Source organism: Streptomyces sp. NPDC005752 (assembly GCF_040630715.1).
GTDB lineage: Bacteria > Actinomycetota > Actinomycetes > Streptomycetales > Streptomycetaceae > Streptomyces.
This window is the reverse complement of sequence record NZ_JBEXYB010000007.1, coordinates 76,901-90,925: the sequence shown is the minus strand read 5'-3', so window position 1 is coordinate 90,925 and position 14,025 is coordinate 76,901. Positions and strand designations below refer to the sequence as shown.

Here is a 14,025-nt window from a genome sequence, read left to right as displayed (position 1 = left end):
TGGGACACCGGCGTTGCCGCACCACACCACCGGAAGGGCGGTGACCATGACCGTATGGGACGACCTGGTCGGACAGGACCGGGTGCAGGAGCAGCTCGGCGCCGCCGCCCGGGACGCCGATGCGCTGGTCACCGCCCAGTCCGCGGGACGCCCGGTGCCCCCCGGCTCGAAGATGACCCATGCCTGGCTGTTCACCGGCCCGCCGGGCTCCGGCCGGTCCACCGTGGCCCGTGCCTTCGCGGCGGCGCTCCAGTGCACCAGCCCCGACCGGGCCCTGGGCGGAGCTCCCGGCTGTGGCTTCTGCGACGGCTGCCACACGGCGCTGATCGGCACCCACGCCGACGTCGAGGTGATCCGCACGGATCTGCTCTCCATCGGTGTGAAGGAGACCCGTGAGCTCGTCCGCCGTGCCCAGCTGTCACCTGCCGTGGGCCGCTGGCAGGTCATCGTCCTGGAGGACGCGGACCGCCTCACCGAGGGCGCGGGGAACGTCCTGCTGAAGGCGGTGGAGGAGCCCGCGCCCCGCACGGTGTGGCTGCTCTGCGCCCCGTCCCTCGAGGACGTTCTGCCCACGATCCGCTCCCGATGCCGCCATCTCAACCTGCGTACGCCACCGGTGGACGCCGTGGCCGATGTGCTGACCAGGCGCGACGGCATCGACCCGGAGCGGGCCGCGTTCGCCGCTCGCGCCACACAGGGGCACATCGGCAGGGCGCGCCGGCTGGCCACGGACGAGCGGGCCCGTACCCGTCGTGCGGCGGTGCTCAAGCTCCCGCTCCGTGTCCACGACGTCGGTGGCTGCCTCAAGGCGGCCCAGGAACTGATCGACACGGCGGCGGACGACGCGAAGCAGGTCGCCGAGGAGATCGACGTCAAGGAGACGGACGACCTGAAGGCCGCGCTCGGCGGTGTGGCCGGGGGCCGGATGCCGCGTGGGACGGCGGGTGCGATGAAGGAACTGGAGGACAGGCAGAAGCGCCGCAGGACGCGTACGCAGCGCGACAGCATCGATCTCGCGCTGAGCGAACTCACCGGTTTCTACCGCGATGTGCTGGCGCTGCAGCTCGGCTCCCGGATCGCCCTCGCCAACACGGACGTGCGGGACGCGCTCGACCGGGTCGCGGAGGCGTCCACCCCGGAGCGGACCTTGCGCCGGATCGAGGCAGTGATCGCCTGCCGCCGCGCCCTCGACCGCAACGTGGCGCCCCTGCTCGCCGTGGAGGCGATGACGGTGGCGCTCCGGGCCGGCTGACGTCCGGTGGCGGAGTCGGCGCCGGGCAGGTGAGGCCCGTGTGGCTGCGGCATCACGGGTGGACCTCGGAGCCGGGTGAATTCACCCGTATGAGTAGGGAATCTGTTGAGTCGTCACGCGGCGGCTACGCTCCGGGGATGGACACCAGGCGCCTGCTCCGTACGTTCGCCATCGGGCTCGGCACTGCCGGCCTGCTCGTCTCCGGCTGCAGCAGTGGAGGTTCGGCCCCGAGCGCGTCGGCGACGGGCTCGGCCGCCCCCGAGGAGCTCGAGCCCTACTACGGCCAGAAGCTGAAGTGGCGGGACTGCGGTGTCGAGGGCTTCCAGTGCACCACGATGAAGGCCCCTCTGGACTACGCGAAGCCCGACGACGGGGACGTCAAACTGTCCGTCTCACGTAAGAAGGCCACCGGTCCCGGAAAGCGGATCGGCTCGCTCCTGGTGAATCCCGGAGGCCCCGGCGGCTCGGCCGTCGACTACCTCCAGGGGTACGCGGCCATCGGCTACCCCGCCCCGGTCCGGGCCCGGTACGACATGGTGTCCATCGATCCACGCGGTGTGGCCCGCAGCGAACCGGTCGAGTGCCTCACCGGCAAGGAGATGGACGCCTACACGCAGGTGGACCAGACCCCGGACGACAAGGGTGAGATCGCCGAGCTGAACAAGTCCTACGCGAAGTTCGCCGACGGCTGCGAGAAGCGTTCCGGCACGATCCTCCCGCATGTCTCCACGGTGGAGACAGCACGCGACATGGACGTCCTGCGCTCCCTGCTCGGTGACGACAAGCTGCATTACGTCGGCGCCTCGTACGGCACGTTCCTCGGCGCGACCTACGCCGAGCTGTTCCCCGCCCGGGCAGGACGTCTCGTCCTGGACGGGGCGATGGACCCGTCGCTCCCCGCGATCGACATCAACCGCGATCAGACCGCCGGCTTCGAGGCGGCGTTCCAGTCCTTCGCCGCGGACTGTGTGAAGCAGACGGACTGCCCGCTCGGACGCACGTCCACCGCCGATGCGGCGACCGCGCTCACGAAGCTCTTCGGCGACCTGGACTCCGAGCCCGTGCCGACGGGTGACACCCGGCAGCTGACCGAATCCCTGGCGACCACGGGCGTGATCGCCGCGATGTACGACGAGGCCGCCTGGCCCCAGCTCCGCGAAGCCGTCGCCGCGGCGCAGCGCGGTGACGGCTCCGGCCTCCTCACTCTGGCCGACAGCTATTACGACCGCGGTCCCACCGGCAAGTACGCCAATCTGATGTTCGCCAACGCCGCCGTGAACTGCCTCGACCTGGCCCCCGCCTTCACCGGCCCCGCAGAGGTGGAGAAGGCGCTACCGGAGTTCGAGAAGGCGTCGCCCGTCTTCGGCAGGGGCTTCGCGTGGGCCGCTCTGAACTGCGGCTCCTGGCCCGTGGAAGCCACCGGCACCCCGCACCGCACCGAGGCGGAGAGCGCCGCCCCGATCGTCGTGGTCGGTACCACCCGCGACCCGGCCACTCCCTACAAGTGGGCCGAGTCCCTCGCGGACCAGCTCTCCTCCGGCACCCTGCTCACCTACGAGGGCGACGGTCACACGGCGTACGGCCGGGGCAGCGACTGCATCGACACGGCGATCAACACCTATCTGCTGGAGGGAACGCCGCCCAAGAACGGGAAGAAGTGCACCTGACCTGCGGATACAGCAGTGGCGGCGGGCGGTGCGGAGCACTCCTGGAAACTGTGTAGACTTGGCGTCGCTGCTGACCGCACCATGGTGCGACAGCGCGTGCCGCCTTAGCTCAGTTGGCCAGAGCAACGCACTCGTAATGCGTAGGTCTCGGGTTCGAATCCCGAAGGCGGCTCGGAATTACCCCAGGACTCACTCGCCGTGACCTGGGGTTTTTTCATGCCCGGGTGCGGACGGGGGATTCTGCCGGCCGCACCGGTGGACGGAGGCCCGGTAGGTTCTGTCGGCCGCCCCGGGCGGCCGACAGACGCCCGGTACAGCCGCCGCGTGCTGTCAGAGGGCGGCGATGACGTCGGCGGACGTCATGGGGATCGAGAACATCGGGTAGTCGTAGGTGATCGCGTTCTCGTGTTCCTCCTGGGAGGTGGCGGCCACGCAGTCCGGCAAGGTGACGACCCGGAATCCGTTCTCGTACCCCGTGCGCATCGTCGACTCGACGCAGCAGTTGGTGAGGAAGCCTCCCAGAACGATCGTGTCGATTCCCTTGTTGCGCAGGATGAAGTCGAGGTTCGTGCTCGCGAAGGTGTCGAGGCCGCGCTTGCCCTCGATCACGATGTCGCCCTCGGCCGGTGCGAGGTCGTCCACAATCGCGGCGCCCCAGGTGTTCTTGACGAAGGCCGAGCCCTCCACGACGCCCTTGAGGATGCCGTACGGGGTCCGGGAGAGCTCGCCGTAGCCGGGGGCGAAGGTGATGGGCGCATGCATGATGGTGACGCCCGCGGCCCGCCCGGCTTCGACCAGGGCCACGGTGTTCGCGAGCATCCCGGTCTTCTCCATCACCCCGGACACGGCGGTATTGAGTGCCCCGCCCTCACTGGTGAAGTCGTTCTGGTACTCGATCAGGACGAGTGCGGTCTTCGCCGGGTCGAGGCGGAAGGTCTCGGACATGACGGCTCCTCGGTGAGCTGGGACACATCAACGACAGGAACAGCTTGCCTGAGAAGGGGAGCAATCGGTCTCGTCACGCGTGGCTGTCGTGCGCGGATCCCCCTGTCGTGAGTACCGGGCGGCCGCCGGCCCGTTCTCCGCGGGGGCACTTCGTGGTGGATCTGTGGTCCGCACGAAAGAGCTCCGTACGCCCGCCGGGGGAGGCTGTGACCACAGCGACCGGGTGGCCGTACACGGACCGACGAACGCCGTCAGGGGTGCCGGGAGGGCGGGAGCCGTACGCGTCCGCGCTGCGCCGCCTCGCCTCGTTCGCGCGGAACGGTGCACGGGTACCCGGCAGATTGAGAGGGCGGCCCCCGGCGGGGGAGGCCCGGCGTTTCCCGCGGATTCGCTTCAATCAGATGTCGCCGGGCACGGGAGTGGAGCGCGGGCGCCCACGCCGCCGCTCCACCGGGCCGTGCGGCATCCCGACCGGGGAGGCGGCGGTCCGAAGAGGAACCGCGCGTGTGGGCAGCGGGATCGGAGCGGGAGGTTGCGGGTACTGATGACCGGAGGAACGACGACCGAGCGGACGGGCACGGGGCGGTTCGCCGCCGTCGCACAGTGGTGGCGGCAAGCCCTCTCCTCTTCCGGGGACGAGCGCGACACCCTGCTGGTCATCGCGAAGAGCACACTCGCCGCCACTCTGGCCTGGCTGATCTCCAACGACGTCCTCGGCGCACAATCACCGGCGTTCGCCCCCTTCTCCGCGGTGCTGATGATGCAGGTGACCGTCTACCGTTCGGTGGTCCAGTCGCTGCGCTACGTCGGAGCCGTCGTCGCCGGGGTCCTGGTGCAGGCCGCCCTCGGGTTCCTCGCCGGCCCCGACCTGCTGACCTTCCTGCTCGTCGCGCTCATCGCTCTGACGATCGGGCGCTGGCACGTCCTCGGTGTCCAGGGACCGCAGGTCGCCACCGCCGCCTTCTTCGCCTTCTCGACCTACACCTCGTCGTCCGGGGACGCCCAGCGGCTGCGCGCCCTTGGAGAGATCGTCCTGCTGGTCCTCATCGGCAGTGCGATCGGGACCGCCGTCAACGTCCTCGTGGCCCCGCCGCTGCGTCACCGCAGCGCCGAGTACGGCATCCGCAGCCTCGCCCACACCCTTCATGGTCTGCTCGCCGACATACATCCCGTGCTCGCCGAGGGGGTACCCGACGAGGACACCACCGGCAGGTGGCGGGACCGCGCGGCACGCACCGGGGAGATGATCGGGCAGGCGAGGTCGGGGCTTCAGACCGCCAAGGAGAGCGCCCTGCTGAACCCCCGGCGTCTGCTGCGCCGTCATCGGGGGCACCCGGGCTTCCAGGGTTACGAGTTCGTGCTCGGCGCACTGGAACGCACGCTCTATCAGGTGGCCGCGCTCACCCGCGGCCTCGACCGGTCCCGCGCGGAGGACGAGGCCCGGCGGCCGTTCCTGCAGCGGTACGCGACGTTCCTGGAATCCGTCGGCGCGGTGGCCGAGGTGCTCACGACGCTGGACGAGACCACGCTGCTCCCGCAGGCGAAGCGGCTGGAGCGGCTCACCGACGAGGCCGAGGCACGCAGGGACGAGGTGGTCGAGGAGACCCACCGGCTGTCACTCTCCCTCGCCGACCCCTCGGCGCCGTACGGCATCCTCGTCACCGAGGCGACTCGGCTCCTGGAGGAGTTCCGGTACACCAGCCAGGTCCTTCTCGACGTCGCGCAGGAAGCGGACCGCACCCCGGGCAGCACCCTGCGGTAGGGCGGGCCGCGACGCCGGAGAGCCGTCTGCGGCGCGGTCCTGACCGAGGCGGGACCTCTCCCTGACCGACGCGGCCGACCGCCGGGTCCTCGCCGTGCCGGCCTACCTGCGGGAGTGAGCGGGGCCCCGGCCCGCCAGTGACGCGACCAGATCCGCGGCTCCGGCCAGTGCCGCCGTCTCGTGCGCGGTGCACTGCGGGTCCGCCGCGCGCAGGGCGGCGGCGCGGGCGAGTGCGTCGGCGGGCACGCCTTCGTCGCCCGTGAAGCGGGGGAGCAGTGCCGCCAGCAGATCCCGGGCCTGCCCACCGGCGGTGGACGACGACGGATCGAGGGCCACCTGGGCCAGGATCAGCGCGGTCATGGCCCGGTCCAGCGCAGGCCGCCCCTCGCCGGCCGTCAGCCAGTCGGTGACCGTGGCGCCCTCAGGGGCCAGGGTGACGTTCCCGGGGTGCAGACCCAGGTGCAGGATCCGGTCCTCGGGGTCCTGGGAGAGCCGGGGCGGGATCGCGTGGAGCTCCCGCAGGAGCCGCGCCAGCAGATCCGCGCCCTCGTCCTCGGTGACCGTGCCCGCCTGCAGCGCCTCGGCCAGCGTCGGTCCGGTCAGCCGCTGCACCACCAGGTCCGTGGGCAGCGCGTCCTCGGCCGGCGGCCCGATACGCGGGACCGGGAAGCCCGAGGCCGAGAGGTACGACATCACGGCCAGCTCACCGGCGGTGTCGATGCCGTGGCGGTAGCGGCGCAGGACCCAGGGGCCGTCGAGTGCGTACACGTCGGCGGTGCGCCCCGATCCCAGGAGCGGGCCTATATGCATGAGGGAGAACCTACCCGCGCGGCCACCACTCGGGGGAGTCACCAGCGCATGTGAACATCCTCGGCCCAGCCCAGCAGGTGTTCCACGGCGATCTCGTCGCCGTCGTCCGTACGGATCCGGCCGTCGTAGTGGCCGAAGCGCTGGTCGGTACGGTTCGCGACCAGGCCGACATCCGTGTGCACGGACCGGTTGTGGAACGGCGTGAACGTCAGGTCCACCTGTCCGGACGAGGGCGCACGGAGGGTCCAGGGGGCCAGCGGGTCGGTGACGGACCACTGCCAGTCCAGCTCCTCACCGATCTTGGTGAGACGGCCGTCGACGCAGAGGCCGTTCTCGGTGGAGCCGGTACCCCCGGTCCAGCGCCCACCGAACTGGAGGCCGACCGTCCGCCCGTCCGTACGGCCGGACGCGGCACCCCAGTTCCAGTCGACCGTACGCGGCCAGCGCCCGCGGCCGTGGTCCAGGACGGCCCAGGTGTCGTTGTCCTCCCCGCCGAACTTCACGATCTCGCCGCCGATGCGCACCCTGCCGGAGGCGGGGAGGGCGGTGTGCTTGGAGGTGTACTGGAAGCGCTGTTCGTTCCATGGCACGACCACGGAGAGCGATTCGTGGCCTTCCGGCCGAGCTACCAGGAGGCCGACCTCCAGCGGGAGTCGTTCCGGCGTCAGGCAGCGGGCCCGCAGCCGTGTTCCGGCGTTCTCGTCACGGATCTCGATGCGTACCCTGCCCCCGCTCGGCCGGGCGGGGCCGACGACCACGTCTTCCGAGCCGGGCGCCCCGGCAATGGTGTCGGGCAGCCGGACGCCACGGCCAGCTGGGATGATCGAGGAGCACTCGAACTCGCGTCCTCCCGGGCCGAATTCGAGCACGTAGATGGTGTTCAGCGCCAGGAAGTCCAGGTCGCTGACGGTCAGGGCCACCAGATGGGTCGGCGTGGTCACGCACCAGTGCTCCCAGCGCTTCGTCCGGCCCCAGCCGCGCAGATTGGCCCGGTGCAGCGGCTTCCTGGACCAGCCGACTGCTGCCGGGTTCAGACTGCCGTCGGGCAGGCAGAGGTCGACGGGCTCGGTGATCTCGTGCTCGTGCGTCGCCATGGCCGGAGCCTATAGCGGCGCGACACCCGCCCCGGTACGGCCGCGGGGCGTGCCGGGCACATGTCCTGACCTGGTCGGGGCGTCCCGGTCCGCCCACCGTCGTGGTCCGCGGCGGACGGTTCACTTGGCGTCCGAATAGCGCTCGACGACCGCCGTGCTGAAAGGGAACCGCACCGGCGTCTCCCCGAACGCGACCCGCCCGGCCAGCTCGCCGGCCGCGCGGATCGCCTCCACGACCTCTGGTGCCTCGTCGACCGGGCAGTGCACGATCACCTCGTCGTGCTGGAAGAACACCAGCTCAGCTCGCATCCCACCGGCGGTGAGCGTCCGCCGCAGCGCCGCCAGGAGCAGCAGGGCCCAGTCCGCGGCGCTGCCCTGAACCACGAAGTTGCGGGTGAAGCGGCCCCGCGCCCGGGAGTTCGACGAGGCGTAGCCCGGGGTGAATCCGTACGTGCCGGTGCTTTCCCCGGCCGGCGTCTCCTCGCTCTCCTGCGGGATGCCCGCCTCCTCGTCCGCGCCGGCCGTCGCGGCGGGCGGGCTCGTCCGGCCCAGCCACGTGCGGACGAGGCGGCCCTCCTCGCCGGCCTTCGCCGCGTCGTCGACGTAGGCGACAGCCTGGGGGAACCGCCGCCGCAGTGCCGCGAGGTTCTTCAGGCCGTCGCCCGAGGTCTGCCCGTAGATCGCGCCCAGCAGTGCCAGCTTTGCGTGGTCGCGGTCGCCTTGGAACGCGCGGTCGGACAGGGCTTTGTAGAGGTCGCCCTCGTGCCCGGCCACGTCCATCAGGCCCCGGTCGCGGGAGATCGCGGCCAGCACGCGCGGCTCCATCTGGTCGGCGTCGGCCACCACCAGGCGCCACCCCTCGTCGGCGACGACCGCCTGGCGTATCACCTTGGGGATCTGGAGCGCCCCGCCGCCGTTGGTCGTCCAGCGCCCGCTGACCGTGCCTCCCGGCTGGTACTCGGGGCGGAAGCGTCCCTCTCGCACCCAGTCCTGGAGCCAGCTCCAGCCGTGTGCCGTCCAGACGCGGTACAGCTTCTTGTAGCGGATCAGCGGCTCCACCGCCGGGTGGTCGAGCTCCTCCAGCTCCCACCGACGGGTCGACCTCACCTTGATCCCGGCCTGCGCGAACGCCCGCACCACATCGGTGGGCAGGTCGGGCCGCACCCGTCTCCCGAACGCCGCCGACACCTCGTCCGCCGCCTCGGCCAGCCTGCGGGGCTCGCCTCCGCCGGCGTAGCGCTCGCCGAGCAGGTCGTTCAGCACCTCGCGGTGCACGTCGGTCCGCCAGGGGAGTCCGGACCTGTTCATCTCGGCGGCGACCAGCATGCCCGCGGACTCGGCGGCGGTGAGCAGCCGCATCCTGCCCGGGTGCTCCGCCGCCTCGTGACGGCGGAGCTGCTCCGCGTAGACCTCGAGGAGCGCCTCGAAGGGCAGGTCCGTGCCGGAGCGCGCTTCGAAGAGGGAGGACTGGGAGCCGCGCTCCGCCGACCGGGGTGGCGGATCAGGGGGTACGGGCGCGTCGCGCAGCCGGGCCCAGGCCGCCGCGGCGGAACGGGGCTCCCCGAGCCGCCCCTCGTGGCCGAGCAGCAGAAGCTCGGCCGCCTCGATGTCGTAGCACCGCTCGACCCGGACGCCCGCCGCGAGCAGCCGGGGGTAGACCCCCGCGGTCGAACGCCATACCCAGCGGGTCACCTCGGGACGGGAACGGACGGACTCGACGAGGTCGGGTTCGGTCAGGACGGGGCCGGCGGACAGGCCGTCGCGCGTCAGCGGCACGAGGAGTGCGCCGCCCCCTTCCTCGATTCCCAGAGCCCAACGATCGGTCATGGGCCGAGTCTTGCACCCGGCACTGACAGTGATGCTGATACTCAGGTTCCGGTGGCCGTGGCTCGGGCACTGACTGTCGTCCTGCTGGGCTGTCCTCCCGCTGTTCTGTCCGGCCACCGGGACCTGTTCAGCCCGAGTCCCTCCCGCCGGGCGCGCGCGCCCGTCTGCCACGAGGATCGGAGTGAGGTGCGCGGGCGCGTACCGGGAACGCGGCGGCAGAGGAGACGGTGATGGAAGCGATCGTGTACGAGGAGTTCGGCGGCCCCGAAGTCCTGCGTCCGGCCCAGGTCGAGGACGTCCACGCCGGGCCGGGCCAGATCCGTGTGGAGGTCAGGGCCGCCGGGGTCAATCCGGTCGACTACAAGATCCGCAACGGCTGGATGGAGGCGGCTTTCCCCACCCGGCTGCCCGCCACACCCGGCAGCGAGTTCGCCGGAGTCGTCGACGAGACCGGCGGGGGCGTCACCGAGTTCGCGGTCGGCGACGAGGTCCTGGGCCGGAGTACGACCGGCTCCTATGCGGCGTACGTCCTGGCCGACGTGGGATCCGTGGCGCCCAAGCCGGAGACCCTGGGCTGGGCGGAGGCCGCCGCGCTGCCGGTCGCGACCGCGACCGCCGCCCGGGTGCTCGACGAACTCGCGGTGGCCGCGGGCGAGACCCTGCTGGTGCACGGGGCGTCGGGTGCCGTCGGCTCGGCCGCCGTCCAGTTGGCGGCCGCCCGGGGTGCCACGGTCGTCGGGACCGCCTCCCCGGCCAACCACGACTATCTGCGGGTGCTCGGCGCCGTCCCGGTGGCTTACGGGGAGGGACTGGTGGAACGGGTGCGGGAGGCCGCGCCGCAGGGTGTGGCCGCGGTGTTCGACGCGGCAGGGAAGGGCGCCCTGGCGGACTCGGTGGAGCTGCGTGGCGGTACGGACCGGATCGTCACCGTCGCGGACCCGGACGCGGCGCACTACGGGGTGGCCTTCTCGGCGGGCGGCGGGAGCCTCCCGGACGAGGGCAGGCGGCTCGCCGAGTACGCGGAGGCCGCGGCGGTCGGCGGCCTGCGGATCCCCGTCGAGCGCACGTTCCCGTTGCGTGAGGCCGCGCGGGCCCAGGAGCTGAGCGAGGCCGGACACGTGCGAGGCAAACTCGTCCTGCTCCCCGGGGAGGGGTGAGCGCCCCGCCGACGCCTACCCTGGCCCGATGGAATCGGTGATCGACCGGGCGTGTGCCGCAGCCCTGTACGCGGACGGTGACACGGGCCTGGACACCGGCGCCTCCCTCCTCGCCGCGGACCCGTCCGCCGACGAGGAGCTGCACCGCCGGGGCGAGGAGTTCGTCCGGCGGGCCTGGGCGCGCGGCTGGCAGCCCGCCGATGTCGTACGCGCGGTCCGGCGGGAGCTGGACGAGGCCGGGGCCGCACTCGTCTCCGCCCTGATCACCACGGAGACGGCAGGGTACGGGCAGCTGCCCCCTCGCTGGGCGGACCAGCTCGCCGCGATGCCCGCCCCGGCGCCACGCAACCGGCCCGACCGCTTCTCGTACGCGTCCGCGCTCCTGGAGCTGTACCGGCTGCTGCTTCGGCTCCCGGTCATCGAGCCGGTGGGGCCGCCGCCCGGCACGGCGGCCGGTGCTCCCCACCTTCCGCCGGCCCACGGAGAGCCCCGCATGCTCACCAGGATCCGGGCGCTGCTCGCCAAGGCGGAGGCGACCGGCTTCCCGGAGGAGGCCGAGGCGCTCACGACCAAGGCGCAGGAGCTGATGGCCCGGCACAGCATCGACGAGGCGCTTCTGGCCGCCCGGAGGCACAGCGCCGATACGCCGGGGGCCGTCCGGATCGGTGTCGACGCCCCGTACGAGAGCGCGAAGGCCGTCCTGCTCGACTCCGTCGCCTCGGCGAACCGCTGCCGGGCCGTGTGGAACAGCGACCTGGGTTTCACCACGGTCGTGGGCTTCGAGCCCGATCTGGAGGCCGTGGATCTGCTCTTCACCTCCCTGCTGGTGCAGGGCACCGCCGCGATGACGCGTGCGGAGGCCGGGCAGCGGGCCGGCGGACGCAAGCGGACCAAGACCTTCCGGCAATCCTTCCTGCTGGCGTACGCCCAGCGGCTCGGCAGCCGTCTCGTGGCGGACACCGCGCGGGTGACTGCCGCGGCCGGTTCGGAAGGCGGCTCCGGGGACCGAGGGGCCGGCGCCGGTGCCCTGCTGCCGGTGCTGGCGGCCCGGGACGTCGCCGTCACCGGGACCGCGGAGCGGATGTTCCCGAGAACCACCACGACGCGGCTGCGCGGGGCGACGGACGCCGAGGGCTGGAACCACGGCACGGCCGCGGCAGACCGGGCCAGGATGGGCGGGGAAGGGCAGGAAATAGGCCGTTAGGTCGGCAGGGCGGCATAAGTCGGAGTTGTGGGGTAATCCGGCTAGGCTCTGCCCATGAGCTGGCTCCGGGCGCTGAGGGAGACGGCCCGCTCCGGGCTGGAGATCGAGCGGCGGCGTCTCGAACCGCTCATCGCGGTGCGCGGCGCCGCGGGCCTCGCCCTCGTCGTCGGGGTGAGCCTGGCGCTGTTCGGACCGGTGATCGCCGCCGGTTCCGCGTTCGGCGCGTTCCAGGCCGCCATCGCCACCTTCCAGCGCAGCTGGCGCCCCCGGCCCGTCCTCGCCCTGGTCTCCGGGGCCAGCCTGGCCGTGTCGACGTTCGTCGGCTACGTCACCGTGTCCCACACCCTGCTGTTCCTCGCCCTGCTGATCCTCTGGACGTTCGCCGCCGGGATGACCTGGGCGGCGGGACCCACGGGCGGCATCATCGCGGGCTCCAACGTCTCGATCATGCTGGTCACGATCACCCTGCCGACCTCCGTACTCGACGCAGCCGCCCACGCCGGGATGATGGCGTTCGGCGGGTTCGTCCAGGCGGCGCTGATCGTGCTGTTCCCGGTCCGCAGATGGGGCGCCCAGCGCGACGCGCTCGCCGACGCCCTGGCCGGTGTGGCCGACTACGCCCGCAGACTGCGGAACGACCCGGTCGCGCCCTTCGACCCCGTACCGCTGATGACCGCGCGCAACGCCGCCGCCGTCACCCCGCGCCAGGCCCGTCGGCGGCCCGCCGACCTGCACGGTGCGCGCGGGGTCGCCGAACGGCTGCGTCCGGTCCTGGCCTCGCTGGCGGATCCCGCCCTGGGGGTCCCGGCCGAGGGCCCCGAGCGCTACTGGGTGTGGGAGATCCTCGGCGCTGCGGGGTCCCTGCTCGACTCCGCTGCGCGGGCGGTACGCCACGGGGACCCGGTCCAGCTGGACGAGACGGCGCTCTCGGTCCTGAAGTCCCCCGACACCGAGGTCATCCTCACCGGCCCGCCCCGCCGGGCCGCCGACCGGCTCGTGTCGCTGCTGGCCGATGTCGTCGAGATCGCCGAGGGGACCGGTACGGACGACCGGACCCCGGGGGAGCCGCTCGTCCCCCACCGCCGCCGGCCCACCCTGCTGCGGCTCGTCCCCGTCGTCTACCGCTCCATGCGCCGCGAGATGCGCCGGGGGTCGACGATCCTGCGCCACGCCGTCCGGGTGTCGGCGGTGGCCGCGGCGGGCTATCTCCTGGGGTCGGTGCTGCCGTTCGGCCACGGCTACTGGGCACCGATGACCGCCGTGATGGTGATGCGCCCGGAGTTCACCCAGACGTACTCGCGGTCCGTGGCCCGCTTCATGGGCACCGTGGTCGGCGTCGCCGTCGCCACCGGAATCGTGCAGGCCGCACACCCGAACGCGGAGCTCTCGGCCCTGCTCGCCGTCGTCAGCGCCGGGCTGATGTACCTGCTCATGCGCACCGGATACGCGGTCAGCCAGGTCTGTGTCTCCGCCTACGTCGTCTTCCTGCTCGGCATGGCGGGCGACGACTGGTCGCAGACCGTGCCCGAACGGGTGGTGCTGACCCTCATCGGCGGACTCCTCGCGATGGTGGCGTACGCCGTCTACCCGGCCTGGGAGACCCCGCGGCTGCGCGACCGGCTCGCCGCCTGGATGGTGACGGACGGGCGCTACGCCGCCACGGTCCTCGACCGGTACGCCGACCCCGCGTCCAGGACGCTGGACGACGTGCGTGCCGCTCTCCTCACCACACGGGAGGCCCGGGTGGCGTGGCAGGAGGCGCTGGAGACGGCCCGGCACGAGCCCGTGCGGCACCGGGGCATCTCCCGGACCTCCGCCGCGGACGCCCAGGAGGCGCTCGCCCAGTTCGGCAGGGTGGCGATGCTCATGGAGGCCCACCTGCCCGCCGCGTCCGCCACCCCCGTCCCCGAGGCCGCCGGGCTGGCGGACGTGCTGAGGCGGGCAACCGAGGAGGGGGCGAAGGCGGTGCGGGAGCGCCGCGTCCCGGACTGGGGGCACGTCAGGGAGGCGCTGGAGCCCGGGGGCTCCCCGGGGCCGCCCGCTGACACCTTCGTGCGCAACGGGGCCGGCCTGCTGCTCCGCGCCCTGGAGGACTTCTCGCACGCGCTGAAGATCAGCAGCGGGCGGGCGTAGGGCGGGACGCGGCAGGGCGCCGGGACTTCGGGCGGACCGGTCGGCAACGCGGAGGCGTCGGCCTCGGCCTCGGCCAGGGTTGAGTGCGGAAGCCCGTCCCCATGGAGTTCCCCTTCTGGATTCACGGCCGGAAGACCGCGCCGAGCCACCGGGGGTGAAGAGAACAACTCGACC

10 protein-coding genes and 1 tRNA gene are annotated in these 14,025 nt (G+C 72.5%); 7 read left to right on the top strand and 4 right to left on the bottom strand.

What is annotated here, in order from left to right; genetic code table 11:
• Positions 1-46 precede the first annotated feature (46 nt).
• The 3 genes from ABZ441_RS08415 to ABZ441_RS08405 all read left to right on the top strand — a co-directional run bounded on the left by ABZ441_RS08415 (position 47) and on the right by ABZ441_RS08405 (position 3,091).
• Positions 47-1,252, top strand: a complete 1,206-nt coding sequence (locus tag ABZ441_RS08415; protein WP_358969744.1) for a DNA polymerase III subunit delta' — start codon at positions 47-49, stop codon at positions 1,250-1,252.
• A 137-nt stretch (positions 1,253-1,389) separates the two neighbouring features.
• Complete coding sequence (locus ABZ441_RS08410; protein WP_358969743.1) at positions 1,390-2,919, top strand: alpha/beta hydrolase; 1,530 nt, start codon at positions 1,390-1,392, stop codon at positions 2,917-2,919.
• 98 nt (positions 2,920-3,017) lie between these two features.
• A tRNA-Thr gene (locus ABZ441_RS08405) sits at positions 3,018-3,091 on the top strand.
• 158 nt (positions 3,092-3,249) lie between these two features.
• On the opposite strand, the gene ABZ441_RS08400 is transcribed toward ABZ441_RS08405, so the two are convergent.
• Positions 3,250-3,864 (bottom strand): cysteine hydrolase, encoded by a 615-nt coding sequence (locus ABZ441_RS08400; RefSeq protein ID WP_358969742.1) that lies wholly within the window; start codon positions 3,862-3,864, stop codon positions 3,250-3,252.
• A 544-nt stretch (positions 3,865-4,408) separates the two neighbouring features.
• Here ABZ441_RS08400 and ABZ441_RS08395 point away from each other — a divergent pair.
• Entirely contained in the window at positions 4,409-5,626 is a 1,218-nt protein-coding gene (locus ABZ441_RS08395) for an aromatic acid exporter family protein (RefSeq protein ID WP_358969740.1), read from the top strand.
• A gap of 102 nt (positions 5,627-5,728) precedes the next feature.
• Here the strand turns inward: ABZ441_RS08395 and ABZ441_RS08390 are convergent, their stop codons facing one another.
• The 3 genes from ABZ441_RS08390 to ABZ441_RS08380 all read right to left on the bottom strand — a co-directional run bounded on the left by ABZ441_RS08390 (position 5,729) and on the right by ABZ441_RS08380 (position 9,357).
• Positions 5,729-6,436 carry a phosphotransferase gene (locus ABZ441_RS08390; RefSeq protein WP_358969739.1) on the bottom strand — a complete coding sequence of 236 codons (708 nt, stop codon included), beginning with the start codon at positions 6,434-6,436 and terminating at the stop codon, positions 5,729-5,731.
• Between the two features lie 38 nt (positions 6,437-6,474).
• Positions 6,475-7,530: a DUF2804 domain-containing protein gene (locus ABZ441_RS08385; RefSeq protein WP_358969737.1), complete on the bottom strand. Its 1,056-nt coding sequence runs from the start codon at positions 7,528-7,530 to the stop codon at positions 6,475-6,477.
• Positions 7,531-7,650: 120 nt separating this feature from the next.
• Entirely contained in the window at positions 7,651-9,357 is a 1,707-nt protein-coding gene (locus ABZ441_RS08380; protein ID WP_358969735.1) for a bifunctional 3'-5' exonuclease/DNA polymerase, read from the bottom strand.
• A 230-nt stretch (positions 9,358-9,587) separates the two neighbouring features.
• Here ABZ441_RS08380 and ABZ441_RS08375 point away from each other — a divergent pair, with 230 nt between their 5' ends.
• From ABZ441_RS08375 to ABZ441_RS08365, 3 genes are read left to right on the top strand one after another with little or no spacing between them, the layout of a single operon-like run.
• The gene (locus tag ABZ441_RS08375; protein WP_358969734.1) at positions 9,588-10,514 is read left to right on the top strand and encodes an NADP-dependent oxidoreductase; all 927 of its coding nucleotides are present in this window, start codon (positions 9,588-9,590) and stop codon (positions 10,512-10,514) included.
• Between the two features lie 28 nt (positions 10,515-10,542).
• On the top strand, positions 10,543-11,718 hold the full coding sequence (locus ABZ441_RS08370; protein ID WP_358969733.1) for a DUF2786 domain-containing protein: 1,176 nt from the start codon (positions 10,543-10,545) through the stop codon (positions 11,716-11,718).
• Positions 11,719-11,772: 54 nt separating this feature from the next.
• Complete coding sequence (locus ABZ441_RS08365; RefSeq protein WP_358969731.1) at positions 11,773-13,851, top strand: FUSC family protein; 2,079 nt, start codon at positions 11,773-11,775, stop codon at positions 13,849-13,851.
• Positions 13,852-14,025: the final 174 nt, after the last annotated feature.